This window comes from Achromobacter sp. E1, assembly GCF_037039475.1.
Taxonomy (GTDB): Bacteria; Pseudomonadota; Gammaproteobacteria; order Burkholderiales; family Burkholderiaceae_B; genus Achromobacter; species Achromobacter mucicolens.
In genome coordinates, this window is sequence record NZ_CP146253.1 from 3,170,611 (window position 1) to 3,197,500 (window position 26,890).

Annotated in this window: 29 protein-coding genes; 17 read left to right on the top strand and 12 right to left on the bottom strand. The window is 66.9% G+C overall.

Features of this window, described 5'->3' with window-relative positions:
• The first annotated feature begins 36 nt into the window (after positions 1-36).
• The 7 genes from V6V88_RS14645 (at position 37) to V6V88_RS14675 (ending at position 6,741) form a co-directional block, all read left to right on the top strand.
• Positions 37-930, top strand: coding sequence for an NAD(P)-dependent oxidoreductase (locus tag V6V88_RS14645; protein WP_280000859.1), 894 nt, complete (start codon positions 37-39; stop codon positions 928-930).
• A 46-nt stretch (positions 931-976) separates the two neighbouring features.
• Entirely contained in the window at positions 977-1,954 is a 978-nt protein-coding gene (locus V6V88_RS14650) for a tripartite tricarboxylate transporter substrate binding protein (protein WP_280000857.1), read from the top strand.
• Positions 1,955-3,385, top strand: coding sequence for an NAD-dependent succinate-semialdehyde dehydrogenase (locus V6V88_RS14655; RefSeq protein ID WP_338615392.1), 1,431 nt, complete (start codon positions 1,955-1,957; stop codon positions 3,383-3,385). It abuts the gene before it with no gap.
• 66 nt (positions 3,386-3,451) lie between these two features.
• Positions 3,452-4,663, top strand: coding sequence for an ABC transporter substrate-binding protein (locus V6V88_RS14660; protein ID WP_338615393.1), 1,212 nt, complete (start codon positions 3,452-3,454; stop codon positions 4,661-4,663).
• Positions 4,642-5,475, top strand: a complete 834-nt coding sequence (locus V6V88_RS14665) for an N-acyl homoserine lactonase family protein (RefSeq protein WP_280000851.1) — start codon at positions 4,642-4,644, stop codon at positions 5,473-5,475. The genes V6V88_RS14660 and V6V88_RS14665 overlap by 22 nt, the downstream gene beginning before the upstream one ends.
• A 13-nt stretch (positions 5,476-5,488) precedes the next feature.
• Positions 5,489-5,875, top strand: a complete 387-nt coding sequence (locus V6V88_RS14670; protein WP_338615394.1) for a hypothetical protein — start codon at positions 5,489-5,491, stop codon at positions 5,873-5,875.
• Positions 5,872-6,741: an alpha/beta hydrolase gene (locus V6V88_RS14675; RefSeq protein ID WP_338615395.1), complete on the top strand. Its 870-nt coding sequence runs from the start codon at positions 5,872-5,874 to the stop codon at positions 6,739-6,741. Before V6V88_RS14670 ends, V6V88_RS14675 begins: the two co-directional genes overlap by 4 nt.
• Before the next feature lie 54 nt (positions 6,742-6,795).
• Here V6V88_RS14675 and V6V88_RS14680 read toward each other — a convergent pair whose 3' ends face one another.
• On the bottom strand, positions 6,796-7,686 hold the full coding sequence (locus V6V88_RS14680; protein ID WP_280000843.1) for a LysR family transcriptional regulator: 891 nt from the start codon (positions 7,684-7,686) through the stop codon (positions 6,796-6,798).
• Between the two features lie 57 nt (positions 7,687-7,743).
• Complete coding sequence (locus V6V88_RS14685) at positions 7,744-8,628, bottom strand: LysR family transcriptional regulator (RefSeq protein ID WP_338615396.1); 885 nt, start codon at positions 8,626-8,628, stop codon at positions 7,744-7,746.
• Positions 8,629-8,787: 159 nt separating this feature from the next.
• Here V6V88_RS14685 and V6V88_RS14690 point away from each other — a divergent pair, with 159 nt between their 5' ends.
• The gene (locus V6V88_RS14690) at positions 8,788-9,774 is read left to right on the top strand and encodes a tripartite tricarboxylate transporter substrate binding protein (protein WP_223575765.1); all 987 of its coding nucleotides are present in this window, start codon (positions 8,788-8,790) and stop codon (positions 9,772-9,774) included.
• 69 nt (positions 9,775-9,843) lie between these two features.
• Positions 9,844-10,176, top strand: coding sequence for a cupin domain-containing protein (locus V6V88_RS14695; RefSeq protein ID WP_223575767.1), 333 nt, complete (start codon positions 9,844-9,846; stop codon positions 10,174-10,176).
• Between the two features lie 51 nt (positions 10,177-10,227).
• Here V6V88_RS14695 and V6V88_RS14700 read toward each other — a convergent pair whose 3' ends face one another.
• From V6V88_RS14700 to V6V88_RS14715, 4 genes are all read right to left on the bottom strand, one after another.
• Positions 10,228-10,794: a type 1 glutamine amidotransferase domain-containing protein gene (locus V6V88_RS14700; RefSeq protein WP_338615399.1), complete on the bottom strand. Its 567-nt coding sequence runs from the start codon at positions 10,792-10,794 to the stop codon at positions 10,228-10,230.
• A 78-nt stretch (positions 10,795-10,872) separates the two neighbouring features.
• Entirely contained in the window at positions 10,873-12,186 is a 1,314-nt protein-coding gene (locus V6V88_RS14705; protein ID WP_280000830.1) for a sorbosone dehydrogenase family protein, read from the bottom strand.
• Entirely contained in the window at positions 12,183-12,611 is a 429-nt protein-coding gene (locus V6V88_RS14710) for a DUF2231 domain-containing protein (RefSeq protein WP_338615400.1), read from the bottom strand. Before V6V88_RS14710 ends, V6V88_RS14705 begins: the two co-directional genes overlap by 4 nt.
• A gap of 89 nt (positions 12,612-12,700) precedes the next feature.
• Positions 12,701-13,408, bottom strand: coding sequence for an acetoacetate decarboxylase family protein (locus V6V88_RS14715; protein ID WP_338615401.1), 708 nt, complete (start codon positions 13,406-13,408; stop codon positions 12,701-12,703).
• Positions 13,409-13,550: 142 nt separating this feature from the next.
• On the opposite strand from V6V88_RS14715, the gene V6V88_RS14720 reads away from it, so the two are divergent.
• From V6V88_RS14720 to V6V88_RS14730, 3 genes are all read left to right on the top strand, one after another.
• Complete coding sequence (locus V6V88_RS14720) at positions 13,551-13,955, top strand: DUF2946 family protein (RefSeq protein WP_338615402.1); 405 nt, start codon at positions 13,551-13,553, stop codon at positions 13,953-13,955.
• Between the two features lie 207 nt (positions 13,956-14,162).
• Entirely contained in the window at positions 14,163-16,169 is a 2,007-nt protein-coding gene (locus V6V88_RS14725; RefSeq protein ID WP_280000970.1) for a TonB-dependent receptor, read from the top strand.
• A gap of 12 nt (positions 16,170-16,181) precedes the next feature.
• Positions 16,182-17,729 carry a PepSY domain-containing protein gene (locus tag V6V88_RS14730; RefSeq protein WP_338615403.1) on the top strand — a complete coding sequence of 516 codons (1,548 nt, stop codon included), beginning with the start codon at positions 16,182-16,184 and terminating at the stop codon, positions 17,727-17,729.
• Between the two features lie 70 nt (positions 17,730-17,799).
• On the opposite strand, the gene V6V88_RS14735 is transcribed toward V6V88_RS14730, so the two are convergent.
• The 4 genes from V6V88_RS14735 to V6V88_RS14750 all read right to left on the bottom strand — a co-directional run bounded on the left by V6V88_RS14735 (position 17,800) and on the right by V6V88_RS14750 (position 19,630).
• Entirely contained in the window at positions 17,800-17,997 is a 198-nt protein-coding gene (locus tag V6V88_RS14735; RefSeq protein ID WP_338615404.1) for a hypothetical protein, read from the bottom strand.
• Complete coding sequence (locus V6V88_RS14740; protein ID WP_062841443.1) at positions 17,994-18,254, bottom strand: hypothetical protein; 261 nt, start codon at positions 18,252-18,254, stop codon at positions 17,994-17,996. Before V6V88_RS14740 ends, V6V88_RS14735 begins: the two co-directional genes overlap by 4 nt.
• Before the next feature lie 102 nt (positions 18,255-18,356).
• Entirely contained in the window at positions 18,357-19,205 is an 849-nt protein-coding gene (locus V6V88_RS14745) for a c-type cytochrome (RefSeq protein ID WP_338615405.1), read from the bottom strand.
• Positions 19,202-19,630, bottom strand: a complete 429-nt coding sequence (locus tag V6V88_RS14750) for a c-type cytochrome (protein WP_338615406.1) — start codon at positions 19,628-19,630, stop codon at positions 19,202-19,204. Before V6V88_RS14750 ends, V6V88_RS14745 begins: the two co-directional genes overlap by 4 nt.
• A gap of 193 nt (positions 19,631-19,823) precedes the next feature.
• Between V6V88_RS14750 and V6V88_RS14755 the strand changes: the two genes are divergently transcribed.
• Genes V6V88_RS14755 through V6V88_RS14765 form a run of 3 tightly spaced genes read left to right on the top strand, consistent with a single transcriptional unit; the run spans position 19,824 to position 23,655 of the window.
• Positions 19,824-20,780 carry a cytochrome c oxidase subunit II gene (locus V6V88_RS14755; RefSeq protein ID WP_338615407.1) on the top strand — a complete coding sequence of 319 codons (957 nt, stop codon included), beginning with the start codon at positions 19,824-19,826 and terminating at the stop codon, positions 20,778-20,780.
• Positions 20,777-23,311 carry a cbb3-type cytochrome c oxidase subunit I gene (locus V6V88_RS14760; protein ID WP_338615408.1) on the top strand — a complete coding sequence of 845 codons (2,535 nt, stop codon included), beginning with the start codon at positions 20,777-20,779 and terminating at the stop codon, positions 23,309-23,311. The genes V6V88_RS14755 and V6V88_RS14760 overlap by 4 nt, the downstream gene beginning before the upstream one ends.
• A 2-nt stretch (positions 23,312-23,313) precedes the next feature.
• Complete coding sequence (locus tag V6V88_RS14765) at positions 23,314-23,655, top strand: hypothetical protein (RefSeq protein ID WP_223575787.1); 342 nt, start codon at positions 23,314-23,316, stop codon at positions 23,653-23,655.
• Positions 23,656-23,685: 30 nt separating this feature from the next.
• Here the strand turns inward: V6V88_RS14765 and V6V88_RS14770 are convergent, their stop codons facing one another.
• On the bottom strand, positions 23,686-24,639 hold the full coding sequence (locus tag V6V88_RS14770) for a cation transporter (RefSeq protein ID WP_223575789.1): 954 nt from the start codon (positions 24,637-24,639) through the stop codon (positions 23,686-23,688).
• 169 nt (positions 24,640-24,808) lie between these two features.
• Between V6V88_RS14770 and V6V88_RS14775 the strand changes: the two genes are divergently transcribed.
• Positions 24,809-25,405, top strand: a complete 597-nt coding sequence (locus V6V88_RS14775; RefSeq protein WP_223575791.1) for an NAD(P)H-dependent oxidoreductase — start codon at positions 24,809-24,811, stop codon at positions 25,403-25,405.
• A 23-nt stretch (positions 25,406-25,428) separates the two neighbouring features.
• The gene (locus V6V88_RS14780; protein WP_338615409.1) at positions 25,429-26,034 is read left to right on the top strand and encodes a TetR/AcrR family transcriptional regulator; all 606 of its coding nucleotides are present in this window, start codon (positions 25,429-25,431) and stop codon (positions 26,032-26,034) included.
• 15 nt (positions 26,035-26,049) lie between these two features.
• Here the strand turns inward: V6V88_RS14780 and V6V88_RS14785 are convergent, their stop codons facing one another.
• Positions 26,050-26,862, bottom strand: a complete 813-nt coding sequence (locus tag V6V88_RS14785) for a class I SAM-dependent methyltransferase (RefSeq protein WP_223575794.1) — start codon at positions 26,860-26,862, stop codon at positions 26,050-26,052.
• Between the last annotated feature and the right edge of the window lie 28 nt (positions 26,863-26,890).

A 26,890-nucleotide genomic window follows, 5' to 3' on the forward strand; every position in this document is an offset into this window, starting at 1 on the left:
AGACGAGAAAAACAACGCATGACCAAGGAGGAAACAATGAGCGAGACCAAAACCCCGCTGGGCTTCATCGGCCTGGGCGTGATGGGGGAACCCATGTGCGCCAACCTGGTCCGGAAGTCCGGGCATCCGGTATATGTGACCGATCTCAGCGCGGACCCCGTGGCCCGCATCGGCGCATTGGGCGCCCATGCCTGCGCGTCGGTGATTGAAGTTGCGCAGAGCGCCGAGATCGTCTTCCTGTCCTTGCCCAGCATCGTGCAGGTGGAGCAGGTTTGCACCGGGCCGGGCGGCCTGGTCGAGGCGGCCGGCCGCGTGCGCATCGTGGTGGACATGAGCACCAGCGACGTCACGCGCACCCGGCAGTTGGCCGAGGTGCTGCGCGGACACGGCATTCTGCTGATTGACGCGCCGGTGGCGCGCATGCGCGAGGCGGCCCGCCTCGGTACGCTGATGATCACCGTGGGCGCCACCCCGCAAGACTACGACACCGTGCTGCCCTACCTGTCCTGCATGGGCACCGACGTGCTCTTGTGCGGCGGCATCGGCAACGGCCAGGTGGTCAAGATCATGAACAACATGGTGGTCTTCATGACCGTGCACGCGCTGGCCGAAGCCGTGACCATCGGCCGCCGCGCGGGCGTGGACGGGGCCCTCTTGCTGGACGCGTTGAGCAAGGGCTCGGCAGACAGCTTCGTGCTGCGCAATCCAGGCCAGAAGGCGCTGGCGCCGCAGACCTTCCCGGAAAAGACCTTTCCGACCGAATACGCGATCAAGGACATCCTTCTGGCACTGGAGCTTGCGAACCAGGGCGAGGTCGATGCCCGCGCGGCCAAGCTGACGCACGACCTGCTGGAGCGCACGCGCGCCGCCGGCTACGTCAAGGAGTACTACCCGGTCATGGTCAAACTGATCGAGCGCGGCTACGCGTAATACGCCCCCGGCGCCTGGCGCCGCCCCTTTCCTACCCGAGACTCCCATGACACCCATGCTACGCAGGTGGGCCCTGCCCCTGCTCGCCGCCACGATCGGTTTCAATGCCGCCGCCGCGGACTATCCGGCCAAGCCGATCACCCTGATCATCGGCTTTACCGCCGGCGGACCCACGGATGCGGTCGGCCGCTACCTGGCGCGCCAATTGGAGGCCGAACTGGGCCAACCCGTCGTTGTCGAAAACCGTGCCGGGGCCAATGGCGTCGTGGCCGTGCAGGCGGTCAAGCGCGCGCCCGCCGACGGCTACACCCTGATGCTGGGCAGCAGCGGCACCCTTTCGATCGAACCCGTCTACAAGCAGAAGGTCGACTATCAGGTCCTCAAGGACTTCCAGCCGGTCGCCCTGGTCGCCAGCTATCCATACCTGCTGGTCGTGCCGGCGGGCTCGCCATTCGACAGCGTGCAGGCGTTGATTGCCGGCGCGCGCAGCAAGCCGGGCGCGCTGACCTTTGCGTCGGCCGGCAGCGGCGCGGTAAACCACCTGGCCGGTGAATGGTTCAAGAGCGCCACCAAGGCCGACATCACCCATGTCCCCTACAAAGGCGATTCGGCCGCGATTGCCGACCTGGTGGCAGGACGCGTGGACATGGCCTTCCTGAGCTCCATTGCCGCCATGCCGCAGGTGCAGGCCGGCAAACTGCGCGCGTTGGGGATCGCTGCCGCCCAACCGTCCTCGGTGGCGCCGGGCGTGCCCACCGTGGCACAGGCCGCGGATATCCCCGGCTTCACGGCGGAGCCCTGGAACGGGGTGCTCGCGCCAGCCGGCGTCCCGCCCGCGGTCACGCAGCGCCTGAACGCGGCGATCAACAAAGTGATGAGCGCCAGCGAAGCGCGCGACGCACTGCTCAAGCTGGGTCAGTATCCGATGACGGGCAGTCCCGAGGACTTCTCCCGACACATCAGCACGCAAACCGAACGTTGGGCGCAGGTCATGCAGGCCAGCCACATTGCAAAGGCGGACTAGATGGAATATCCCGAACTGACACTTCTCATCGGCGGACGCGCCGTCGCAGCCGGCCAGCGGCCAAGCCTGGACGTGATCGACCCCGCCACGCAAACGGTGCTCGGCCGGCAGCCGGTAGCCTCGCCCGACGATATCGACGAGGCGCTGGAGTCCGCGCAACGCAGCTTTCCCGGATGGCGCGACACGCCTGCGCTGGACCGGGCCGCGATCCTGCGCCGCACCGCCACGCTGATGCGCGAACGCACGCCGCGGCTGGCGTGGCTGATCACCCGCGAACTCGGCAAGCCCCTCGCGGAATCCGAAAAGGAAGTGGCGACAGCCGCCGAGATGTTCGAATGGGGCGCCGAAGAAGCGCGGCGCACTTATGGCCGCCTGATTCCCGGCCGCGTGGGCAGCATCCGGCAGATGGCGATCCCCGAACCCATCGGGCCGGTCGCCGCCTTCGCGGGCTGGAATGCGCCGGCCATCACCCCCTCCCGAAAGATTGCCGGCGCGCTGGCGGCGGGCTGCTCCATCGTCATCAAGCCATCCGAGGAAACACCCGCCATCGCCTTGGAGATCGGCCGTGCGCTCGCCGACGCCGGACTGCCGGCAGGCGTGCTCAGCATGGTGTTCGGCGATCCGGGGGAGATTTCCAGGCGGCTGATCGAATCGCCCGTCATCCGGATGGTGACCTTTACCGGCTCGACCGCCATCGGCCGGGAACTGGCAACGATGGCTGCGGCAGGGCTCAAGCGCGCCACGCTGGAACTGGGCGGTCACGCGCCCGTGCTGGTTTTCGGCGACGCCGATCCCATCCAGGCGGCTGACACCGTTCTGGCTGCCAAGCTGCGCAATTCTGGCCAGATCTGCACATCGCCGACGCGCATGGTCGTGCATGAAAGCGTGTATGACCGCTTTGTCGAGCGGCTGGCTGAGCGCGCGCGCGGCTGGCGCGTGGGCAACGGCCTGGAGGCCGGGGTGCAGATGGGACCGCTCGCCAACCCCCGCCGGCTCGCGGCGATGGAGACGATGGTGGCCGATGCCCTTGACCGCGGTGCGCGGCTGGCCGCCGGGGGCCAGCGCCTGGACCTGCCCGGCTGGTTCTGGGCGCCCACTGTGCTGAGCGGCGTGAGCGCGGACTGCCGCGCCGCGAACACCGAGCCGTTCGGCCCGCTGGCACTGGTGCAACCGTTCAAGAGCATGGACGAGGCGCTACACGAAGCCAACCGTTTGCCCTTCGGACTGGCGTCCTACGTATTCACCCGCGACGCCGCTACGGCGCGCATCGCGTCTGAGCGCATCGAAAGCGGCGTTGTGTGCATCAATCACTGCCAGGCCTCGCTGCCCGAGACGCCGTTTGGCGGCTTCAAGGATAGCGGGCTTGGCAAGGAAGGCGGCGTGGAAGGTCTTCAGGAATTCATGCAGGTCAAGTACGTGAGCCAGATGTAGCCCACTGCCATCACCCGAGCGGTGCGGCAACTGACCGCGCCGCCACCCCATCCAAAGGAGAACACCATGCACAAGAAGATCACAGCCGCGCTCGCGATGGCTGCCCTTGCCGGCGCGGCGCAGGCGCAGCCGGCCGACGGCATTTCCGACGGCGTCGTGCGGATCGGCGTGCTGACAGACATGTCGGGCGCCTATTCCGGCAACGTTGGACCGGGCTCGGTGCTCGCGACGCGCCTCGCCATCGAGGAATTCGGCGGCAAGGTTCGGGGCAAGCCCGTCGAAATGTTGTCCGCCGACCACCTGAACAAGACCGATGTGGCCGCCAGTCGCGCACGTGAATGGATGGACCGGGAGAAAGTCGACGTGGTCACGGAGCTGGGCAACAGCGCCGTCGCGCTGGCGGTGATGAACATTGCCCGCGAGAAAGGCCGGATGACCATGGTGACCGGCGCTGGCGCCACCCGGATCACGGGCGAGGACTGCTCGCCCAACAATGTCCAGTGGGTCTACGACACCTATGCGCTTGCAAAGGTAGGCACGCTCCCCCTCGTCGAAGCCGGCGCCAAGAAGTGGTTCTTCGTGACCGCCGACTACGCCTTCGGCCATTCGCTGGAGACCGACGGCATGCGCTTCGTGAAGGAAGGCGGCGGCACGGTGGCCGGATCGGCGCGCTACCCATTTCCAGGCAACGATTTCGCCTCGTTCCTGCTGTCGGCGCAATCCAGCAAGGCCGACGCCGTCGCCTTTGCCAGCGCCGGCGCAGACCTGCAGAACGAAATCAAGCAGGCGCGCGAGTTCGGTCTGGCGGCCAAGCAGAAGCTCGTGGCGATGCTGATGAGCATTACCGACGTGCACGGCGTGGGCCTGGACGCCGGCCAGGGCATGATCTTCGCCGAAACCTTCTATTGGGACATGGACGACGAGACACGCGCCTTTGCCCAGCGGTTCTTCAAGGCGTCCGGCAAGATGCCCACGGCGCTGCAGGCCGGCCAGTATTCGGCAGTACTCAACTATTTGCGGGCGGTCGAGAAATCGGGATCGGACAACGTTGACGTGGTCATGAAGACGCTGCGCGGCATGCCCATCCGGGACGCCTTCGCGCGCAACGCCCGCCTGCGCGAAGACGGCAAGCTCATCCACGACACCTACGTGGTGGAGGTCAAGTCGCCGGCGCAGTCCAAGGCCCCGTGGGACTACTACAAGATCATGCGCACCGTGCCGGGCGACCAGGCCTTCATGCCCTTGTCGGAAAGCCAATGCAGGCTGGTCAAGCAATGATCCCGGCGCCGCAGGCCGAAGGCGGCATGCCGGCCTACGAGGTCTACGCGATCCGCTATGCCAGCGTGACACGCCGCGCCGCCGACAACTTCCTCTCGCGCGCAGACGTGCACGACGGACCGATGCCGCTGGACTTCTATTGCTGGCTGCTGCGTGGGCCGGCGGGCAACGTGCTGGTCGACACCGGCTTCAGCGCCTGCTCCGCGCGGGCCCGCAACCGCACATTCACGCTGCAACCGGAGGCGGCGCTGGCAAGGCTCGGCGTGGCGCCGGCCGATATCGGCGACCTCATCCTCACCCACCTGCACTATGACCACGCAGGCAACGTGGAGGCGTATGCGAACGCGCGGGTGCATTTGCAGGACGCCGAGATGCAATACGCCACCGGCCGCTACATGTGCTTTGAATCGATGCGGCATTTCTTCTCGGTCGATGACGTGCAGGCGGTCGTGCGTCAGGTGTATGCCGGCCGGGTGCAGTTTCACGATGGCGATGCGCAGCTGGCGCCCGGGCTTGAGGTCTATCGCGTCGGGGGGCACACGCAGGGCCTGCAGGTCGTGCGCGTGCACACGGCGCGCGGCTGGGTCGTGCTGGCATCGGACGCCCTGCACTACTACCGCAATTACCGCGACAACAACCCGTTTCCCGCGATCTTCCATCTAGGCGATATGCTCGAGGGCTATGCGCGCATCCGGACCCTGGCGGATTCCGAGGCGCACATCGTGCCGGGCCACGATCCCGCCGTTGCCGAGCGCTATCCCCGTGCCGATGGCGACGACGGCATTTACCGCCTGGACGTCCCGCCCCTGTGACAAGGACCACGCAATGCAAGAAGACGATTTCATCCTTCACCGCCTGGCGGACGCCGTGAACCGCCAGGAGCGGCTGGTGTGGCGCGGCCGCCATCTGGACACGGTATTTCTGCTGGAATGCGGCGATGCCGCCTATCTGATCACCGTGCAGGCGGGCCGCATCGCCGCCGTGAAACGGGGCCCGTTCGTCATGCCGCGCTGGCAATTCGCGTTGCGCGCGGCGGCGGCCGACTGGGCGCAGTTCTGGCGCGCCACCCCGCCCCCAGGCTTTCACGACCTGATGGCGTTGGTGAAATTCCGCCGCCTGCGCGTCGAGGGAGACCTGTATCCCCTGATGTCCCATCTACTGTATTTCAAGGACGTGCTGGCCTGCCCGCGCGCCCAAGGAGCGCCTCTGTGAACGCCAGCCCAGCCGTCTTCGAGCCGATCGTCGGCCGCTATCTGCAGTTGCCCCTGGGCGGACGCCAGCACCGCATCTACGTCGAGGAAGCGGGCCACGGCACGCCGCTGCTGTGCCTGCACACCGCGGGCGCTGACGCACGCCAATACCGCGCGGTGATGAACGACCCGGCCATCCTGGAGTCGTTCCGGGTCATCGCCTTTGACCTGCCATGGCACGGCAAATCCTCGCCGCCCGAGGGCTGGCACGAAGAAACCTACCGCCTGACCTCGCAGGATTACACGCGCGCGATCATCGCGGTCGCCGACGCGCTGGACCTTGACCGGCCGCTGGTGATGGGTTGCTCCATCGGCGGGCGCATCGTGCTGCATCTGGCGCTGGAACACGCGGACCGCTTTGGCGGCGCCATCGGGCTGCAATCGGGCGCGCATGCCGATCCCTACTACGACCTGGAATGGCTGAACCGGCCCGACGTGCATGGCGGCGAAGTCTGCGCAGGCATCGTGTCGGGACTGATCGGACCAGGCAGCCCGGACAAGCACCGCTGGGAGACTTTGTGGCATTACATGCAGGGCGGGCCGGGCGTGTTCAAGGGCGACCTGCACTTCTACACCGCCGATGGCGACGTCCGGGACCGCGTGGCCGGCATCGACACGCAGCGCTGTCCGCTGTGGCTGCTGACCGGTGAGTACGACTATTCGTGCACGCCGCAGGACACGGAATTCCTGGCGAGCCGCATCGCCGGATCGCAGTGGCAGGTCATGAAAGGCATGGGTCACTTCCCCATGAGCGAGGATCCCGAGCGGTTCCTCGCGTATCTGCGACCGGTGCTGGCGCAGGCGGCCGAGAAGCGGCAGGCAAGGTAGCCATTGACGCGAAGCGCCCCGCGCGCCGGAATGCGCCGGGGGCTGGCGGACCGATCATTCCGCCTGCGTCAGCGCCCTGAGCAATTCCTCCACGGGCCGCGCCAATTGGTTCGTATCACGGACGCACACGTAGAACTGGCGCTCGGCCCAGTCATCGCGCAGCCGCAGCAGCGCAAGTCCCATCGACGCCAGGTAGTGGCGCGCAATGCCTTCCGGCACCACGCCGATGCCCAGCCCCTCGCGAATCATGCGGCAGCGTGTTTCGAAGTTCGACACCTGCAGCTTCACCGTGGGCGGGCGCGAGAGCGTCTGTCCCGCATACGCCAGGAACTGGTCGAGCGAATGACGCGGAAAATATCCAAGCAGGTCGTAGTCCAGCGCCTCTTCCAGGTACAACTCGGTGCGGTCCGCCAGCGCGTGCCCCACCGGCACCACCAGCCCCACGCGATCGCGCCGGAACGGAAACGAGGCCACCCCCGGCACCGGATGGTCGGCGTGATAGATGCCGATGTCCACGGAGGACTCGGCGACCAGTCGCGGAATGTCGTAGCTGTGCCCTTCGAGCAGATCGACGCTGACGTCGCTGCGCCCGGCAAGAAACCGGCCCATCACCCCCGGCAAAAATTGCAGGATGGTCGACGGATTGGACGCCAGCCGTATCTTGGCCTGGCCGTTCAGCGAATAGCCATTGATGGCCTGCTCGGTCAGTTGCACGCTGCGCAGGATGGCCTTGGCACGCTGATACAGCAAGGCGCCCGCCGACGTGGGCTCGACGCCGCGTCCATGGCGGTGCAACAGCGTGCGCCCCAGATGCCGCTCCAGTTCGGCCACGCGTTTGCTCGCGGCCGAGGTCACCAGATTCTCTCGCTCGGCCGCTCGGGACAGACTCTTTTCCTCGACGGCCGCGACGAAGATTTCCAACGCTGGGATATCTAGCTTTTTCATGGGGGCAATATACCGTGGAGCACAAGGTTGGTCGCGAGCTGTCTGGCGCTGCCGCCACTACCCTTTGGCAAGCTCCCCAGCCAGTTCCAGGGCCCGCGCCAGAAACGCCGACGCATCGTCCTTGCGATAGCTGACGATCACGGGCGACACGAAGGCATCGGCCTCGATGCGCACGTGGGCCACATCCTGGCGCTGCAGGCGCTGCACGGAGGCGGGCACCACGGTCACCCCCAAGCCCGCCGCGACCAGCCCGATCGCGGTCTGCAGTTCGTTGGCCTCTTGCACCACCTGCAGCGAGTAGCCGGCCGCGCGAAACAGGCCCAGCACATGATCCGCGTAGTTCGGGCGCGGACGCGCCGGATACAGCACGAAAGGCTCGCGCGCCAGGCGGCTGACGGCGACGCTGCCCTGGCCGGCCAGCGGATGATGCAAGGGCACCGCGGCCATCAGCGGCTCGGTCATCAACACGCGCCGCTCGATCGCGGGGTCGTCCAGCAGGATGCGGCCAATGCCCAGATCGATGCGCCCTGCCTTCAGCGCCTCGAGCTGCGGCAACGTGTTCATTTCCATCAGGCCCACTTCGACCCGCTCATCCGCGCCGCGCAGCAGCCGGATCAATTCCGGCACGAAACCGTAAAGCGTCGACGGCACGAAGCCGATGCCGAACCAGCGCCGCTCGGTCTGGCCCAACCGGCGCGTGCCTTCCAGCACTTCGTCCAGACGGGCGGTCAGCAGGCGCGATTGCTCCAGCAGGAAACGGCCCGCCTCGGTCAGGCGCAGCGCCCGCGTGGTGCGTTCGAACAGCTGCACGCCCAGCTCTTCCTCCAGCTGCTTGATCTGGCGGCTGAGCGGCGGCTGCGCAATATGCAGCCGCGAGGCTGCCAGCGTGAAACTGCCTGCGTCGGCCACCGCCTGGAAGTACCGCAAATGCCTGAGCTCCATGCCGATTAAGACCCTGAAGGTATGAATTGAAACCCATATAGTCTTGGACACTTGAAAAAAAGGCAAGCGATACTGCGCCCATCGGGCAGGCTCCGTCGATCAGAGTATTAATCGCGCGCGGACCTCGCCACCAATAAATCAAGCGTTACGGAGACAACCATGCGCATGCGCCATGTATTCAGACCCTTTGCCCGCGCATTGCTGGCCGCCTCGCTGCTGGCCGGCGCAACCGCCGCGCAGGCCGATGCCTATCCGGATCACCCGGTGAAGTGGATCGTGCCCTTCCCGCCCGGCGGCGCGATGGACAGCATCGCGCGCACGCTGGGCGAATCGATGGGCAAGCAGCTGAACACGTCCTTCATCGTCGAGAACCGCGCCGGCGCGGGCGGCAACATTGGCGCGGCGGCCGTGGCGCGCGCCAAGCCCGACGGCTACACCATCCTGATCGTCGCCAACGGCATGGCCGTCAATCCGGCGCTGTACCAGGACCTGAACTACGACCCCATCAAGGACTTCGCGCCCATCTCGCTGCTGGCGGTCGTGCCCAATGTGCTGGTCACCAATCCGGCACGTACCGGCGCGACCAGCGTCGCGGACGTGATTGCAAAGGCCAAGGCGCAGCCCAAGCACTACACGTACGCCTCCGCCGGCGTTGGCACCTCCATTCACCTGGCCGGTGAGATGTTCGTGTCGATGACCGGGGTGGACATGCTGCACGTGCCTTACAAGGGCAGCGGCCCCGCCGTCGCCGACCTGCTGGGCGGCCAGGTGGATTACATGTTCGACAGCATCACGTCCGCCAAGCCCCACATCGCGAGCGGCAAGCTGCGCGCGCTGGGCGTCACCACCACCAAGCGGTCGGCTGCCCTGCCCGACGTGCCGACGATGCAGGAGGCCGGCGTGCCCGGTTATGAACTGATGCCCTGGTTCGCTGCCTTTGCGCCCGCCGGCACGCCGCCGGAAGCGGTAGCCAAGCTGAATGAAGCCATGCGCACCGCGCTGGCCGATCCCAAGGTGAAGGCAACGCTGGATTCGATCGGCGCCGAGCCGATCGGCAGCACGCCGGACGCGCTGCGCGACCATCTGGCCAAGGAAACGGCGCAGTGGAAGGATCTGGTCAAGGAACGCGGCATCAAGATCAATTGACCGCAGGCCGCGGCGCCGCCGTGGGGATGGGGTATCGTTGACAGCTCCCCTCCCTGCGAAGGATGCATCATGGCCCTCAAACATGCGGATCCCGGGCAAGTCATCGATCTCAAGCCCTATGGCGCCGAGCTAGCGCAAAAGCAGTCGATCGCGCTTTTCAAGTCCGAAGACCTTGAGGTCATGCGCCTCGTGCTGCTCGCCGGCAAAACCATGCCCTCGCATGACGTCGCTGGCGAGATCACCCTGCAGTGCCTGGAGGGCAGCATCGAGGTCACCGCCGAAGGCGCCACGCACGTCCTCTACCCCGGCCACCTGACGTACCTGCCGGGCCGCGCGCCGCACGCGCTGTTCGCGCTGGAAAACGCGTCGGTGCTGGTGACCGTGGCGCTCAAGCGCGCGTAGCGCATGCGGCCGGGGTGAGGCGCTGACCGGCTTTGCTCGATGCGCCGGGCCCTACTTCGCCGCGCGCCCCTTGACCGCCTTGCCCAGCACCTGAACGAAGGCGTCATTGAACGCGGGAATATCGTCCGGCTTGCGGCTGGACACCAGCACGCCGTCCACGACCACTTCCTCATCCACCCACTGCACGCCCGCATTGCGCAGGTCATCCTGCAGCGACGGCCAACTGGTCATCTTGCGCCCCTTGACCACGCCGGCCGAAATCAGCAGCCAGGCGCCGTGGCAGATGACGGCCACGGGCTTGCCCGCGTCCATGCAGGCGCCCACCAGTTCCTGGGCCTTGGGCTGCATCCGGATCTCGTCGGCATTGACCACACCGCCGGGCAGCAGCAAGGCGTCAAAGACGTCCGGCTCGGACGCAGCCTGCAGAAACGTGAGATCCACGGGGAACTTGTCGCCGAGCTTGTCGTGGTGCATGCCCTGGATCGGGTCAGTGCGCGCCGATACCACCACGGTGCGGGCGCCTTCTTCGTGCAGACGGTCGCGCGGCCCCGTGAGTTCGACCTGCTCGAATCCGTCGACCGCCAGAATTGCGATGTTGATGTCTTGAAGTGTTGCCATGTTTGCTCCTGTGCGGGGCCTGCGAACACTGCGGCGCAACGCAACGCGCACGCTCGGCAGGCCCTCTGTAAATAAGATTTAAGGCCGCACCGCTGCGACCGGCTTGGGCGCCTGCGCGGGCGTGATGCGCCAGATCGTGTTCGACAGGTCGTCGGCCACGATGAGCGCGCCCTTCGGATCGACCGTCACGCCCACCGGACGGCCGCGTGTCGTGCCGTCGTCGTCGCGAAAGCCCGCGACGAAATCAACGGGCGGCCCGGACGGGCGCCCATCCGTGAAAGGCACGAAGACCACCTTGTAGCCCACCGGATCGGCGCGGTTCCAGCTGCCGTGCTCGCCGACGAACACACCGTTGGCAAACCGGTCGCCCATCGTCGCGGTCGAGAAGTCCACGCCCAGCGCCGCCACGTGCGAACCCAGGCTGTAATCCGGCGCAATGGCCGAGGCGACCTTGGCGGGATCCTGCGGCCGCACGCGTTCGTCCACGTTCTTGCCCCAATAGCTGTAAGGCCAGCCGTAGAACGCGCCCTCCTTGACGGTCGTGAGGTAGTCGGGCACCAGATCCGGACCCAGCTCATCGCGTTCGTTGACCACGGCCCACAACTGGCCCGTGTCCGGCTGAATCGTGAGCGCGGTCGGATTGCGCAGGCCCGTGGCATAGGTCTTGTATTCGCCCGTGCTGGCGTTGATGCGCCAGATACGCGCCCGATCCACTTCGGCCGTCATGCCGCGTTCGGTGATATTGCTGTTCGAACCGATGCCCACGTACAGATACTGCCCGTCGGCGCTTGCCGTCAGCGCCTTGGTCCAGTGGTGGTTGATCTCGGCGGGCAGCGGCGTGACCATTTCCGGCGGTCCGCTTGCCTTGGTCTGCCCCGGTTCGTATGCGAACCGCACCAGCGCGTCCTGATTGGCCACATACAGCTGGTTGCCGATGAGGGCCAGACCATAAGGCGCGTTAAGGTTTTCCGCAAAGACGGAGGCCTCGTAGGTGCCATCGCCCTTGGTGTCGCGCAGCAGCGTCAGCCGGTTGCCGCCCTTCACCGGACTGGTGCCCCGGGCCTTGATGATGCCCGCGATCACGTCCTTGGGTTTGAGGTCGGGCGCACTGCCGCCACGCCCCTCGGCGACCAGAATGTCGCCGTTGGGCAGCACGAGCGTCTGACGCGGAATCTTCAGGTCCGTGGCAATGGCCGAGATCTTGTAGCCCTCGGGCACCGTCGGCACTTTGTCGCCCCATTTGGCGGGCTTGGCGATCACCATGTCCGGCAACAGCCCTCGCTCGGGCTTGGGCAGATCGGGCGACGGTCCATACTGGCCTGCTGTCTGCGCACCGCACACGCCCGCCACCACCAGCATCGAAACGCCGGCAAGCAATTTCGTCTTCTTCATAGCGGCCCCCGGATGTGCGGCGTGCGAAAGCCCAGCCAGAGGGCAACGAGGGCCAGCACCGCGCCCACGACAGACAGGATCAAACCGTTGGGCATGCTGGCCCACGCGTCGCGCGCATGAACGAACGCATTGAACAGCCCCACCAGCCAAGCTGCCAGCAGCACCACGGCATAGGGAACCGCACCGCGCGCCCGCTGCGTGACCCTGAACAGGTCGACGATGGCAAACAGCAGCGCCACCGCCCCAAATATCAGCCCGCCAACGAGCAGCCAGGATGCGAAATTATTCCATTGGATGTGAAAAGTCTGCGCATACGCCGCGTCCGCGAGCGCCGCGCCAAGAAACAACGGGAACATCCCGGCAAGGAACACCGCAGGGAAGCGGCGCACGGTAAGGGCATACCGGTTTTCAATGAGTGTGGTCACGGGAATCGCCTCGTGGGTTGCGGGCACAACCTGCTGCCCGTGGTGGGCGGCGCAGCAAGTGGCATGCCTATAACGCCTTCCGGAGGGTGCTACACGCCGAACTGGACGGATAGATCCCCCAGCCACGCGCTGGCCATCGGTTGGCGCCCTGCCAGAAAGCGCAGCGGCCCATCAGGCGCGATGCGCCAACTTGCGGACCCGAAGCGCGCCATGCCCCGCAGAGCGCAACGTGTGCGGATCAGTCCCGCTTTGCCACCTTGAACCGTCCACACGGCAAGGCGCAACGGCACCGCGAGGCGCAGGCCCGGCCGAAATTCAACGCTTGCGACGGCCGTCCCGCCGGTCGCCATGGACGCCTGCTCTTCGGCGACTAAAGACGCGAACGTTCCATCTGCCGGCAAAGGCACGAAGTGGCCCATCTGTTTCGGAATGCCCCACAACTGCCTACCGCCCGCAGCAGCCGCCTCGTCGTCGACCCAGATCGGACCCACGATGCACGCCGGCGCCAGCAGCCCCGCGTGCCGCACTGCCGTAGCGAAGAGCAACTCGTTGTAGGCCAGCGTGCCGCCCGATTCGTAGGCCGTCCAGACCGTGGCGCAAATTGCGTGGCGTCCCAGAGTGACCAGGCGCGCATCGCCGGGAGGAAGCATGGGCAGGTCGGCAAGCGGCACCCGCCACATGCTGAGGAGTGCATGGCCGCTCAGTTTCCACGGCGCCTGCGGATACGAAGATGGCGCATCCGTGGGCGTTGCGTCGTCCGCCAAGCCCTGCGTCATGCCGCTCGAAGGAGGCATCATGCTGGCAATCTCCTGTTCGGAAGCGATGGTGCAAAGACAACACCGCGCACGTTGCACTCGATCTTAAACGTCCCTGCGACAGAACGCCGCACGCGATTCAGTTCGGTCAGAATGCGTGAAGTTCTGTAATAGAATCTCGCCCATGCCTACTCACCGGGACTCTGCGCAAAAGCCCTGCGGCCTGCCTTGGCGGTTTCTCGTCTGCCTGGCAATGGCCGCTTTCGTGCTGCGCGCCCTGATCCCAAGCGGCTTCATGGCGGCGCCGTCCACGACGTCGCTGATGCTCTCGTTGTGCGAAGCCGGTGGCGCGATCAGCGTGACCTTCGACCTGCCGGCCGAGCCGAAGTCCAAGCATGCGGCAAGCGATGCCTGCGCCTTCGGCGCCCTGGCCGCGCATGCAATTCTGCCGGAGACGGGTCTTGCGCCCGTGCTGACAGCGCAGGCGGCCTACGCAGCCTCAGCAATTCCCGTCCATCGTGCCACGCCGCCCCTGCCCGCGCTGGGGCCGCCCCTCGGTTCACGCGCCCCGCCTTCCCTGTCTTCCTGATCCGCCGCGCCCACGCCTAGCGCCGGGCCCGGCCGCGCCTTGCCGACCGGCTTTTCCGCGGTCGGCAGATCTTGTCGAAGACATCGAAGAAGAGGGATCCTCTTGACCATCGCTCGTTCGCACGCGTGCCTCGGCACGTCTCTGCTCCTGGCCGCTTTCAACGCCGCCGCCCAAACCTCCCCCGCCACCCTCGCCCCCATCACCGTGATGGGCGGCGCCGAAACCGCCCTGACGACCGAAGCGTCCACGGGCTCCAATCTGGGCCTGACGCCCATGCAGACGCCGGCCAGCGTCGATATCATTTCGCGGGAACAGATCGAGTCCCGCGGCGATGCCAGCGTGATCGAGGCTATCACCCGCGCGCCGGGCTTTTCGGCCGCGCCCCATCCGGGCAACGGCAACAGCGCCTTGTCGGTGCGCGGTTTCACCGACAGCACGTCGGTCATGCGCCTGTACGACGGGCTGCGACAGTACGGCGGCGTCGGTCTGACGTTTCCGTTCGATACGTGGTCGGTCGAGCGCATCGAGGTGCTGCGCGGGCCCGCGTCCGTAATCTATGGCGACGGCGCGATCGGCGGCGTCGTCAACGTGATCCCCAAGCGTCCGACGCGCGGGCCCATCCAGAACGAGGTGCAGGCCACCATCGGCACGCAGGACACGGCGCGGCTGGGCCTGGGCAGCGGCGGCGCGCTCAGCGATACGTTGTCGTATCGCCTGGACGTCAGCGGCAACTACACCGACGGCTACGTGGACCGGGGCCAGGCGGGCGATGCCACGTTCTCCGGTGCGCTGCGCTGGGACGCGACGCCGGACCTGAACATGACGCTCAGCTACGCCTACGGCTACCAGCGCCCGATGCGGTATTTCGGCACGCCGCTCATCAACGGCGAGCAGGACGACGCGGTGCGCAAGCAGAACTACAACGTGTCCGACAGCTTCATGCGCTTTCGCGATCAGTGGACGCAACTGGACACGGTCTGGACGCCCAACGACGCGACCACGGTGCGCGCGCGCCTGTACCACGTGCAAAGCGACCGCGACTGGCGCAATGCCGAGCGGTACGTGTACAACCCCGCAACCGGCCTCATCGACCGCTCGGACAACACGCAGATCACGCACGACCAGACCCAGACCGGCCTGACAACCAGCGCCGTGTTCAAGGGCCGGCTGGCCGGCCTGGACAACACGGTATCCGTGGGCTTTGACGTCAACCACGCCACCTTCAAGCACATCAACAACACGTACACCGGCAGTTCGGGCCCCGTGGATCCTTATGATCCGGCACATGGCCACTATCAGAGCACCGTGCCGTTCATCCCGCGTTACCGCAACGAGGCCGACCAGTTTGCCCTCTTCGTGGAAGACCGCCTCGCGCTGACGAGCAAGTGGTCCCTCATCGGCGGCCTGCGCTATGACCACGCGAAAGTGACGCGCGACGATCTGGTCACCGGTCAGCGCGCCCTGTCCAGCACGTATGCCGACGCGGGTTGGCGCGTGGGCACCGTGTACGACCTGACGCCGGATCTGGCTGTCTACGCACAGTACGCGGAAGCGGCCGATCCGGTCAGCGGCCTGTTGATGCTCAGCCCGGCCAACGCGGGGTTCGACATGTCGCGCGGCAAGCAGATCGAAATCGGCTTGAAGCAGAATTTTCTGGACGGCCGTGGCGAGTGGACGCTGGCGGCCTACGAGATTCGCAAGACCAACCTGTTGTCGCGCGACGCCGATGATCCCAGCTTGCGGGTGCAGGTGGGCGAGCAATCGTCTCGGGGGCTGGAGGCATCGCTGTCGCTGGCGCTGGCGCCCGGCTGGACAATCGACGCCAACGCCACCATGCTGCGGGCCAAATACGACGACTTTTCCGAGTCCGTCGGCGGCGCGGCCGTGTCGCGCGCGGGCAATGTGCCGCCCAATGTGCCGCAACGCCTGGCTAACCTGTGGCTGAGCTGGAACTTTCAACCGGGCTGGACGGCAATGGGCGGGCTGCGGTATGTGGGCAAGCGCTATGCGGACAGCGCCAACACCGTCGAGTTGCCCTCCTATACGACCACCGACCTCGCGCTGCGCTGGGACGTCAACAAGGACACCGCCATCACGGCCCGGGGTTTCAACGTCTTTGACCGCGCTTACTTCACCACCGCGTACTACACCAATACGCAGTGGTTCTACGGGCCTAGCCGCCGGTTCGAGCTGACGTTGAACCACCGGTTCTAAGGGGCGCCGACCATGGACGCCAAGGCGCGCCTGCGCAGGCTCACCTACCTGGCTCACCGCTGGCTGGGCGTGGCCGGCTGCCTGCTGATGTTTGGGTGGTTTCTCAGCGGGATTGTCATGCTGTATGTCGGCTACCCGAAGCTGACGCCTGAAGAGCGTTTCGCCAGCCTGCCCGAGCTGGCAGTGGACGCTTACCGTATGCCCGACGCGGCGCAGGCCGCGTCCGGCCCCGCCGTGCTGACGTCGGTGCGCGGCGAGGCGACGTTCATCCTGCCGACCCCGGATGGTCCGCGCGCATGGTCCGCGTCGACAGGCAATCCTGACGGGACGGTGACGGCGGACATGGCGGTAGCCGCCGCCCGCGCGTTCTGGCCGGCGGGCACCGCGCGCCATGCGGGCCTGATCGACGAGGACCGCTGGACGCATTCGCGCGGGCTGGACCGCCATCGACCGCTGCATAAGGTAAGCATGTCGGGAGATACGGCCGGCACGCTGTATGTCTCGTCGGCAACGGGCGAGGTCGTGCTGGACGCTCCGCTTGCGCAACAACGCTGGAACTACGTGGGCGCGTGGCTGCATTGGCTGTACATGGCGCGCGACCGGTCCGTGGATCCGGTCTGGAGCTGGACAGTGATCGCGCTGTCCGCCCTGTGCACCGTGCTGGCGATCAGCGGCGCGGTGGTCGGCGTGTGGCGCTGGCGCTTTCGCGGGCGCTACAAATCCGGCGCACGCACGCCGTACCGCGAGGCCTGGATGCGCTGGCACCACATCGCCGGCCTTCTATTTAGCGCGTTCGTGTGCACGTGGATCTTCAGCGGCCTCATGTCGATGAATCCCGGCGGGATTTTCTCCGCGCCCCACGCGGGGCCAGACAGGAAAGCCATGACGGGCGTGCAGCCAGGCACCGCGGCAGGCACGGCGGTAGGCACCGCGGTAGGCACGGGGGTAGGCACGGGGGTAGGCACCCCAAACATGGCGCCGTTGCCGGTGCTGCAAGCGCTGCATGACGCGGGCTTTCAAGCTGTCCAGCTCGAGTGGCGGTGGATGGCCGGGCACCCCTACGTGCTGGCGCGCGACGCATCGGCTGACAGCCGAATCATCCGCCGGCAGGACAACGCGCTCATCGTGCAGGCAGCCTGGCAGCCGCAAGCCGTCATCGATGCCGCCCGCGCGCTGTTTCCCGACGCGGCAATGCAGGCGCAGGTGCTTGACCACTACGATGCGTACTACTACGCCCGCCACGCCGAAGCCATGAACGGCGGCGCGCCGCGTGGCCTGCCCGTGCTGCAATTGGACTTCGATAACGTAGCGGGGGATCGCGTTTACGTAGACTTGCGCACCGGCGAACCCGCGCTCAGTTTGTCGCGCGCGCAGCGCGCCGGACGGTGGCTCTTTTACTTCCTGCACAGCTGGGACATGCCCGCCTTGTTGAATGCCGGCGTGGGCCGCGACCTGGCAATCATTCTATTGAGCCTGGGCGGCCTGGTTATATCCGCCACCGGCATCGTGGTGGGCGTGCGGCGGCTAAGAAACACGGTCGGTGGGAACGGCGCGCGCTGACCTCACGGCCCGACCAAGCAGGCCATGTGCAAGCGATGCGGGCAGACGGGCCATATTGACGCACCGTGCGTCAATCCGAATGTGGCTGCGGCGGGGTGTCCATCGACGCGTCGACCTCGGAGATCGTCTCGCCCGGATATGCGGCACGCGCCGCGGCCGCGGCGGCATCGCGCGTCGGATAAGCGCCCGCATTCTCCTGGACGCCCAGCAACGCAATGCCCCGGAAGCCCCACTGGCCATCCGCGCGTTGAAAGACTTCGACGATCATTGCGGTTCCTCTTCGCCGCTGGGCGCGGGTCGATTGCCGCTCCCGCCGGTCGGCGCGCCGCTGCGCGCCTCGGCTTCCTCTTGGGCAACGGCCTGATCGAAGCCCGGCTGGTCGTGGCTGCGCGCGCTCGGCGGATGGTCGATATCGGGCACGCGTTCCGGGGGGGTTGCGGGACCGGACGGGCGCAGCGCGCCCGCGTTGACATCGGGCTGGCCCGGAATGGAATCACGCGCGCTGCCGGATTTGGATTGCGTCATGGACGGCTCCTGTGCATCAAGGGTAGTGAACGGGCGAGCAAGTGCTGTTCCTGAGGGGCATGCGGCGATGGCCTGCGCGAGCAGCCCGCCCCGGCGGGCCGCTCAAGGCCCGTCGGGCAACGTGCGTAGAAACGCGGCAATGTCTCGGGCATCCTGTTCGCTGACCCCGAGGTCGGGCATCGCCGTGCCGGGCTTGACGGCGGCGGGGTCGCGCAACCAGCGCTCCATGTTTTCGGGTGTGTTGGGCAGGACACCCGCGATATACGCCCGCTCGCCCATCTGGTCCAGCGCCGGTCCTACATAGTTCCATGCCCCCGGCACGCCCGGAATCGCGTGGCACGTGACGCAAAGGTACTGCTGAATCGCGATGCGGCCCGCCATGGCGTCTGCCTCCCGGACCGGGGGCTGCGCCGATGCACGTGGCGCGGCGGCCGCTTGTGCGGCGCCGTCCCGCTGGTAGTCCTGGGCGGACATCGCGGGCAAGACGCGCAAAAATGCCACCACGTCCCAGATCTCGTCGTCGGTCAGCCGGTACTGCCACGCCGGCATGCCGGTCATCTTGATGCCTTGGCGGGTCAGCCAGAAGATCTCTGCCGCGGTACGGGTGCGTGCAGACCCCACAAGCGCGGCGGGCGCCGGATTCAAGCCCAGCGCGTACGGTTGCGGCGCGACGCCGGGCCCGCCGTGGCACTGGGCGCAATTGGCGCGATAAAGGCGCGAGCCATTCTGGATGCGCGCGGGCACGTCCAGATCGGGCGCCGTGATGTCCGCCGATCGCATCTTCACGGCCCGCGTCAGCGCGACGTCCAGTAGATGGTGCACCGGCGTGGTGTGCGGCGACGTGGCGGTCACGTCGTACGCGCCGAAATACACCACCGCGCCACCCAGCACGCCCGCAACGGCGGCAGCGACCGCAAGCGTCAGTGAGACGGTTCGCTTCCAACGCTTCATGGCGCCCTCGCGTTGCCGCGGCCGGCATCTCGCAGCAGATAGGCCGCGATCGCTTCAGCGTCCGCCTGGCGCAGGCCCGTGTCGGGCATGGCCGTCCTGGGATTGACGGCGGGCGGGTCCATCAGCCAGCGCACCATGTTCTGTGGCGTATTGGGCAACAGCCCGGCAATGTAAGCCTGCCGCGCCATGTCGCCCAGCGGCGGGCCAACGCGAGACGCCGGGCCGCTGACGCCCGGTACCGTATGACAGGCCGTGCAGCCGCGTTCGGCGATCAGCCGCCGTCCCCGGTCGGCGTCGGCCCCGCCCAGCAGCCCGTCCGCCGCACCCGGGAAAAAGAGCGGTGCGTGCCCATCCTGACAGGCGACCAGCGCAAGACTTGCCAGCAACGTGGGCAAGAGGCGGTTGGGTCGGGCAATCCGGCGCAAGGCGGTCTCCTGATTCGCGCGGAACCACGCTAAACGCGCACCCGCCAGCAAACCGCGTGCCCAGTGCCCGCATGCGCACCCGGGAATGGAAAGTGCTGATCCCGCGTCTCGCGGGGCCGGCGGTATCCCGCCCGCCGGGCCACCGCCGCGCCGGCCCGCCGGCTCGCGGCGGGGGATCATCCACCAAAAGAACATGGCGAAACTCCTTCTCTTCCTGATCGCCGGATTGCCGACCGCCGCATGGGCGCAGCCCAGCGGCGAGGACGCCGCGCGGATCGCCGACATCGGCTGGGTGCTGTACGTGGGCGCGGCGGCGATCTTCGTGGGGGTGGCCGCACTGATCGCGCTGTCGATGTTTGGCCCGGCGCCGCTGCGCCACAGGATTTCGCGTCCCGCCCTTATCGTGGGCGCGGGCATCGTGTTTCCGGTCGTGGCGCTGACCGCGTTGCTGGTCTACGTGTTGACGCCATCACCGACCGCGGCACGCGAAGCGACGTACGCGGCGCGCATCGAGGTCACGGGTGAGCTGTGGTGGTGGCGCGTGCGCTATCTGGACGCGCAAGGCGGGCTGCTCTTCGAGACGGCTAACGAGATCCGCATTCCGACCGGCAAGCCGGTGCAATTCCTGCTCAAGTCGGGCAACGTGATCCACAGCTTCTGGATCCCTGAGCTGGGCGGGAAGCTCGACATGATCCCGGGCCGCGTGAACACGATGCGCGCGCTGGCGCGCACGCCCGGCACGTTTCGGGGCCATTGCGCCGAGTATTGCGGCGCACAGCACGCCCAGATGCGGTTCGACGTGCAGGCGGTGGACGCCGCAGCGTTCGACGCGTGGGTGCAGGCGCAACGCCAGCCTGCCCGGGCCGCCGAACCAGCGCTGCGGCAAGGCGAGCGGCTATTCGTCCAGGCCTGCGCGCAATGCCACACCGTGCGCGGCACGGCGGCTGGCGGAATGCTGGGACCGGACCTCACCCATATAGGCAGCCGGCCTACCCTGGCGGCCGGCATCCTGCCCAACAACGTGGGCGCGATGGGCGGCTGGATCGCCGGCAGCCAGCAGATCAAGCCCGGCAATGCGATGCCGTCCTTTGACCGATGGCCGGGCGAGGATCTGCGCGCCGTGGCCCATTACCTGGAAAGCCTGAAGTGACGCCCCCAACCACCCCGCCTCCGCTTCCCAACGCGCTGCCGCGGCCAGCGGACGAATTCGCGCAGCTCGAGCGCGCCTGGCAGCGGCCAACGGGATGGCGATCGCTGACGGTCGTCAACAACACGTCCATCGGCCTGCTGTACATCGGCACCGCGTTGCTGTTTTTCATCCTGGCCGGCGTGCTGGGGCTGATGATGCGCACGCAGCTGGCCGCGCCCGACAGCAACCTGATCGGTCACGCGCTATACAACCAGCTCTTCACCATGCACGGCACGGTGATGATGTTTCTCTTCGCCGTGCCCGCGGTGGAAGCGGTGGCGGTGCTGCTGCTGCCCAACATGCTGGGCGCGCGCGACCTGCCGTTTCCCAGGTTGTCGGCCTACGCCTACTGGGCCTATGCCATTGGCGGACTGGTCTTTTTCTGCAGCATCTTCGTGGGGCTGGCGCCCGATGGCGGCTGGTTCATGTACCCGCCGCTGACCAGCGCGCAATACTCGCCCGCCGTGAACGCCGACCTGTGGCTGCTGGGCATTGGCTTCATCGAGATCTCCGCCATCGCCGGCGCGATCGAGCTTGCCGTGGGCATCCTGCGCACGCGCGCCCCGGGCATGACGCTGGACAAAATTCCTGTGTTCGCCTGGGTCATGTTGGTGTTCTGCGGCATGGTGATCGTCGCCTTTCCGGCCGTGATCGTCGCCACCACGCTGCTCGAACTGGAACGCGCCTTCGACATGCCGTTCTTCATCACCGGACGCGGCGGCGACCCGCTGCTCTGGCAGCATCTGTTCTGGTTTTTTGGCCATCCCGAGGTCTACATCATCTTCCTGCCCGCCGCCGGCATGGTGTCGATGATGATTCCCGCAATGACGGGCACGCCGCTGGTGGGCTACCGGCTGGTGGTGCTGGCGGTCATCTCGACGGGGTTTCTGAGCTTTGGCCTGTGGGTGCATCATATGTTCGCCACCGGCATCCCGCAGTTGTCGCTCAGCTTCGCGTCGGCCGCGAGCATGGCGGTGTCGGTGCCGACGGCGATACAGATATTTGCCTGGATCGCGACCCTTGCCGCGGCGGTGCGGTTAAGGCCGCTCAAGACGCCGATGCTGTACATCCTGGGGTTCTTCTTCGTGTTCGTCATCGGCGGCCTGACCGGCGTCATGGTCGCCGTGATCCCGTTCGACCTGCAGGCGCACGACACCTACTTCGTCGTGGCGCATCTGCATTACGTGCTGTTCGGCGGCATGGTGTTTCCGCTGTTCGCGGCCTTCTATTACTGGACACCGTTCATCAGCAAGCGGCCCCTGTCCGAGCGGCTGGGCCGCTGGGGTTTCTGGCTGATGTTCGTGGGCTTTAACGTGGCCTTCTTCCCGATGCACTTCACCGGCCTGGCCGGCATGCCGCGCCGGGTGTACACCTATGCGGAAAGCCAGGGGCTTGGCCCGCTCAACCTGCTCTCGACCGGGGGCGCGTACCTGATCGCCGCGGGCGTGCTGGTGTTCCTGATCGACCTGGCGCGCAATTTCCGGCCGACCATCGACAACAACGCGGGCAACGTCTGGCGCGCGGGCACCTTGGAATGGCTGCCCAGCGGCAGTTACGGGCTGCGCAGCGTGCCTGCGGTAACCAGCCGCGAGCCGCTGTGGGACCAACCGGGCCTGGCGCAGCAGGTGGACGACGGCCAGCATTATCTGCCCAACGCACCGGCAGGCCTGCGAACCACGCTCGTGACCAGCGCCCTGGAGGCCCGGCCCGACTACGTGCTGCCGCTGCCCGGCCCCGCCTGGTCGCCCCTGCTGGCAGCCGTGGGCACGGCCGGCTTCTTCCTGCTGCTGACCTTCAAGCTGCTGCCGCTGGCGGCGGCGTTTGGCGTGCTGGCCGTTGTCTCGCTATGGCGCTGGCTGTGGGACGCGGACACCGGCCCCGACCACCCGCCGGTGGACATTGGCGGCGGCCTGCGGCTGCCCATGATGTGCTCGGGCAGCGCGTCGCACGCGTCGTGGGCGATGGTGCTGCTGCTGATTGTCTGCACCAGCATCTTTGGATCGCTGATGTTCAGCTACCTGTTCCTGTGGACCACGAACCCGCAGGCCTGGCCCGATTCCGGCGACTTGCCCTCACCGGTCCGGCCAATGCTGTCGGCCATGATGTTGCTTGCGGCCGCCGCCCTTGCCCTGGCCGCCGGGCGGATGATGACGCAGAACCGCCAAACGGCGCTGCGCGGCTGCGTGGCCGGGGCCGCGCTGTTGCTGGCCGCCGCGCCGGCGCTCGATCTGGTCACGCATTGGCAGGCCGGACTTCGGCCGCAGGCCAGCGCCTACACCGCAGCCACCTACGCTGTCGCGGGCCTGCAGGCGTTTTTTGGCGGCCTGGCTGTGGTGATGGCCGCCTTTACCGTGGCGCGGTCGATCGCAGGGCGGCTGCGCCCCACGCGCCGCGCCGCGCTCGACGCCACGCGGGCGATGTTGCTATACGCCGCGGCGCAAGGGCTCATCGCATTGGCGCTGCTGCACGCCTTTACGCGGCTGACGGGATGACCATGAAAACGCGCTTTTCGGTCGAACTGCTGTACCTCATCGCCGGCCCGCTGATATGGCTGGCGCACTTCCTCTTCATCTACATCGTGAACGCGCTGGCCTGCGCCCGATCAGTGCTGGCCGGGTTGTGGCTGGGCCTGCCCATCTCGTCATGGATCATCGTTGCGGGCAGCGCCGCGGCGTTGGCGGCGATGGCGGTGGCTGCCTGGCGCCAGCGGGCGCGGGTGCGGGCCCGGAACGCACCGCCGTTTCACGCCTGGCTTGCCGCCACGCTATGCGGCCTGTCCGCGGTGGCGGTCGTGTGGGAAACGCTGCCGGTTTTCCTGCTGCCGGCATGCCGGTAGAAAGGCGCGCCGGTCGCCCCTGCGGCAATACTATTCCGCCCATTCCGGGTCTCCGGTAAACACCACCGTCAACCAGCGATCCGGGCTGTCGGCGCCCAGCGCGTTGCCGATCTCGTCGCGCAGACTGTCCCATGCCGCGACGGTGCGCGCGGGCATATCGGCCGGAACGATGAAATACAGTTCGATTTCCTGCGAACGCCCCACCTTGGCGACATACGCGCGATAGGACGCGAAGCGATAGCGTTCCACGAACGCCTGCGCCACCGAGTCCACGTGCTGTTTCAGGTCAGCGGGCGTGACCAGCAGCATCTCGGACAACGCCTGGCGGATGACCGACAGCGGCAAGGGGATGATCACCGCGCACACGACCGCCAGCACGGCCGGGTCGATATAGGGCGAAATCCACGCGTACCGGGTGCCCTGCACGCCGTATCCGATGCAAAAGGCCACCAGCAGCGCGGCCGTGATGCTGGCCGACATGATCCAGCCCTTCAGGTCCATGTGCAGGAATGCCGAGCGGATCCGGCGATTGGCGCGCGCCTCGGCCAGCGCAATCGCCACACAGGCGGTCAGGGTCAGCACGGCATAGATCAGCGCCAGGCCGAACTCCAGCTCGCGGCCTCCCTTGAGCAGACTGCTCACCGCGTTGATGAGGGCGTAGACGGCCACCCCGCTTAGCAGTATCCCGTTCAGCGCCAGCACCATGGGCTCCAGATGCCAGAAGCCCATCGTGAAGCGTTCGCGAAGCTTGCGCGGCAGCCCGCGGGCCGTGGCGTACGACGTGATCAGCCGCACCACCACCAGCGACAGCGCGCTCATGCTGGCGTCCACCAGCGAATAAACGCCGTCGAACACGATGGAGAACGATCCGGAAGCCACCCCGAAGCCGATACCGATGACGGCGATGCAAAGCGTGACCGCAATCGAGATCCGCAACACGCCCTGCTCCGTGCGCAGGTCGAACAATGCCGTGCCTGAGGTCATGGTTCCTCCGAGGGGACTGCCGTGGCGCTCACGATAACCGTATTGCCCCTGATTAGGGGGACAACGACGCCATGATGGGATACCCCTCGACCGCGAAGGTCTTTTACCACAACCTACTTAAGGTAAGTTACGATTGGTAGGTTACTCGCTTGCGAACAGGACTTTCACCATGCACGCCCTCATCGTCGTTGCCCATCCCGACCCCGCGTCCCTCACGCACGCCATTGCCGATCATGTCGCCCAAGGCGTTGCGGATGCAGGTCCCCAACATTCCTACGAGCTCGCGGATCTGGCAGCGGAAGGCTTCGATCCCCGGTTCTCCCAAGCCGACGCCGCCCTGCACCTGACCCAATCCAACCCGCCCGCTGACGTAGCCGCCGAACACGCGCGCATCGACCGGGCCGACGCGCTGGTGCTGGTGTATCCCGTGCATTGGTGGTCGTTTCCCGCGCTGCTCAAGGGATGGATCGACCGCGTGTTCACCAACGGCTGGGCTTACGATGCCAATCCCGACGGCAAGGTCATCAAGCGGCTGCAACGCCTGCAGGTGCACCTGATCGCGAGCGGCGGCGCGGATATGCGCACCTATGCCCGTCACGGCTACTTCGGCGCGATGAAAACCCAGATCGATCACGGGATCTTCGGCTATTGCGGCGCGCGCGTGGCAACATCCGACTTGCTGGTGGCGTCCGACGCCGGCTATCCCGAAGGGCACCTGGCCACCGCCCGGGCCATCGGCCAACGCATCTTTGCCCCGCAACCCTGAAACCGACCTCGATAGCCGCCCTGATGACGTCCCACCCTGCCCCTCCTCCCCGCCGCCGGCTGTCCAAGGACGCGCGGCAACGCCAGCTCATCGAGGTGTCCTGGGCGCTCATCCGCGACGAAGGCACGGACGCCCTGACCCTGGGCCGGCTTGCCGAGAAAGCGGGCATTTCAAAGCCCGTCGTCTACGACCACTTCGGCACCCGCAACGGGTTGCTGGCGGCGCTTTACCAGGATTTCGACCTGCGCCAGACCGCGATCATCGACAGCGCCATCGCCGCCAGCAAGCCGACCCTCGCCGGCAAGGCAGACGCCATCGCCACGCAGTATGTGGAATGCGTGTCGGTGCAGGGGCGCGAGATTCCCGGGGTGCTCGCGGCGCTGAACGGCTCGCCGGAACTGGCCGCCGTCAAACGGCAGTATCAGCACGCCTTCATCACGAAATGCCAGGCCATCCTCGCCCCGTTCGCCGGCCAGCAAGGCGTGTCCCTGGCCGGCATGTGGGGCATGCTCGGCGCGGCCGACGCGCTCTCGCAAGCTGCCGTTGCGGGCGAAATCACCCAGCAAGCCGCGCGAGCCGAGTTGTTCCGGATCATCGTGGACCTGGTCAAACGCGCTCCCGCCAGCTAGCGTCCCGATCCGGCCTTACTTTGTTGCGACGATCACGTGCGCCTGGATCCGGCCCGTGATCGGGCCCGCGCCGTAGCGGTCGGCCAACGCCTCAGCCGCCCGTTCCGTGGCCAGCTGCATGAGGCCCGCGTCGCGCGCTTCGATCTCGTTGCGCAGCGGCGTGCCCTGGCAGTAGGCGGTGGCCGCCTCCAATGGCCCCGCCGCGCGGCTGACGTCCGCACGGCTGTCCATCCGAATATCGTCAAAGCCTGCGCGGCGAAGGTCGTCGCGGATCTTTTCCACGTCGTGGTAGCCGTGCGGCGTGCGCGCCAGAAAGCGTGGCGGGTCCTGCGGAAACACGGCCGCCATCGCACGCGTCACGTCATCGGCGAAGTCATTTTCCTCGATGCGGTCCCACACGCTGAAGACGAAGCGCCCCCCGGACTTCAGCACCCGGCGCGCTTCGGCAAAGCCCGCGGCCCGGTCCGAGAAGAACATGACGCCGAACTGGCAGCACACCACGTCAAACGACGCGCAGTCGAACGGCAGATCCAGCGCATCCGCCCAGCGCCATTGCACCGCGCAACCAGCACCCTGCCGGGCGGCCGCGTAATTGAGCATCGGTTGATTCAAGTCGGTCGCCACATAACGCGCCCCGGGGTCCAGCAGAGGCGCAAGCGCCCGCGTCACTGCCCCGCTGCCTGCCGCGGTCTCCAGCACGTCCTGAGGCGCAAACCCCGCGACCAGCGCCGCCATGTGGTCGGCGTAACCCTGGAAGATCAGCGGCACCATGAGCGTGTCGTAAAGCGCCGGAATCGATCCCGCAAACACCTTGTCGAAGTCGGCCATGATGCGGCTCCTTTAACGGCGTTGCCGA

What these genes read in the sequence shown, in the direction of transcription:
- V6V88_RS14645 (WP_280000859.1), top strand. Translation starts at nt 37, where the DNA reads ATGAGCGAGACCAAAACCCCGCTGGGCTTCATCGGCCTGGGCGTGATG.
- V6V88_RS14650 (WP_280000857.1), top strand. Translation starts at nt 977, where the DNA reads ATGACACCCATGCTACGCAGGTGGGCCCTGCCCCTGCTCGCCGCCACG.
- V6V88_RS14655 (WP_338615392.1), top strand. Translation starts at nt 1,955, where the DNA reads ATGGAATATCCCGAACTGACACTTCTCATCGGCGGACGCGCCGTCGCA.
- V6V88_RS14660 (WP_338615393.1), top strand. Translation starts at nt 3,452, where the DNA reads ATGCACAAGAAGATCACAGCCGCGCTCGCGATGGCTGCCCTTGCCGGC.
- V6V88_RS14665 (WP_280000851.1), top strand. Translation starts at nt 4,642, where the DNA reads ATGCAGGCTGGTCAAGCAATGATCCCGGCGCCGCAGGCCGAAGGCGGC.
- V6V88_RS14670 (WP_338615394.1), top strand. Translation starts at nt 5,489, where the DNA reads ATGCAAGAAGACGATTTCATCCTTCACCGCCTGGCGGACGCCGTGAAC.
- V6V88_RS14680 (WP_280000843.1), bottom strand. Translation starts at nt 7,686, where the DNA reads ATGAAAAAGCTAGATATCCCAGCGTTGGAAATCTTCGTCGCGGCCGTC.
- V6V88_RS14685 (WP_338615396.1), bottom strand. Translation starts at nt 8,628, where the DNA reads ATGGAGCTCAGGCATTTGCGGTACTTCCAGGCGGTGGCCGACGCAGGC.
- V6V88_RS14690 (WP_223575765.1), top strand. Translation starts at nt 8,788, where the DNA reads ATGCGCATGCGCCATGTATTCAGACCCTTTGCCCGCGCATTGCTGGCC.
- V6V88_RS14695 (WP_223575767.1), top strand. Translation starts at nt 9,844, where the DNA reads ATGGCCCTCAAACATGCGGATCCCGGGCAAGTCATCGATCTCAAGCCC.
- V6V88_RS14700 (WP_338615399.1), bottom strand. Translation starts at nt 10,794, where the DNA reads ATGGCAACACTTCAAGACATCAACATCGCAATTCTGGCGGTCGACGGA.
- V6V88_RS14705 (WP_280000830.1), bottom strand. Translation starts at nt 12,186, where the DNA reads ATGAAGAAGACGAAATTGCTTGCCGGCGTTTCGATGCTGGTGGTGGCG.
- V6V88_RS14715 (WP_338615401.1), bottom strand. Translation starts at nt 13,408, where the DNA reads ATGATGCCTCCTTCGAGCGGCATGACGCAGGGCTTGGCGGACGACGCA.
- V6V88_RS14720 (WP_338615402.1), top strand. Translation starts at nt 13,551, where the DNA reads ATGCCTACTCACCGGGACTCTGCGCAAAAGCCCTGCGGCCTGCCTTGG.
- V6V88_RS14725 (WP_280000970.1), top strand. Translation starts at nt 14,163, where the DNA reads ATGGGCGGCGCCGAAACCGCCCTGACGACCGAAGCGTCCACGGGCTCC.
- V6V88_RS14730 (WP_338615403.1), top strand. Translation starts at nt 16,182, where the DNA reads ATGGACGCCAAGGCGCGCCTGCGCAGGCTCACCTACCTGGCTCACCGC.
- V6V88_RS14735 (WP_338615404.1), bottom strand. Translation starts at nt 17,997, where the DNA reads ATGATCGTCGAAGTCTTTCAACGCGCGGATGGCCAGTGGGGCTTCCGG.
- V6V88_RS14740 (WP_062841443.1), bottom strand. Translation starts at nt 18,254, where the DNA reads ATGACGCAATCCAAATCCGGCAGCGCGCGTGATTCCATTCCGGGCCAG.
- V6V88_RS14745 (WP_338615405.1), bottom strand. Translation starts at nt 19,205, where the DNA reads ATGAAGCGTTGGAAGCGAACCGTCTCACTGACGCTTGCGGTCGCTGCC.
- V6V88_RS14755 (WP_338615407.1), top strand. Translation starts at nt 19,824, where the DNA reads ATGGCGAAACTCCTTCTCTTCCTGATCGCCGGATTGCCGACCGCCGCA.
- V6V88_RS14765 (WP_223575787.1), top strand. Translation starts at nt 23,314, where the DNA reads ATGAAAACGCGCTTTTCGGTCGAACTGCTGTACCTCATCGCCGGCCCG.
- V6V88_RS14770 (WP_223575789.1), bottom strand. Translation starts at nt 24,639, where the DNA reads ATGACCTCAGGCACGGCATTGTTCGACCTGCGCACGGAGCAGGGCGTG.
- V6V88_RS14775 (WP_223575791.1), top strand. Translation starts at nt 24,809, where the DNA reads ATGCACGCCCTCATCGTCGTTGCCCATCCCGACCCCGCGTCCCTCACG.
- V6V88_RS14780 (WP_338615409.1), top strand. Translation starts at nt 25,429, where the DNA reads ATGACGTCCCACCCTGCCCCTCCTCCCCGCCGCCGGCTGTCCAAGGAC.
- V6V88_RS14785 (WP_223575794.1), bottom strand. Translation starts at nt 26,862, where the DNA reads ATGGCCGACTTCGACAAGGTGTTTGCGGGATCGATTCCGGCGCTTTAC.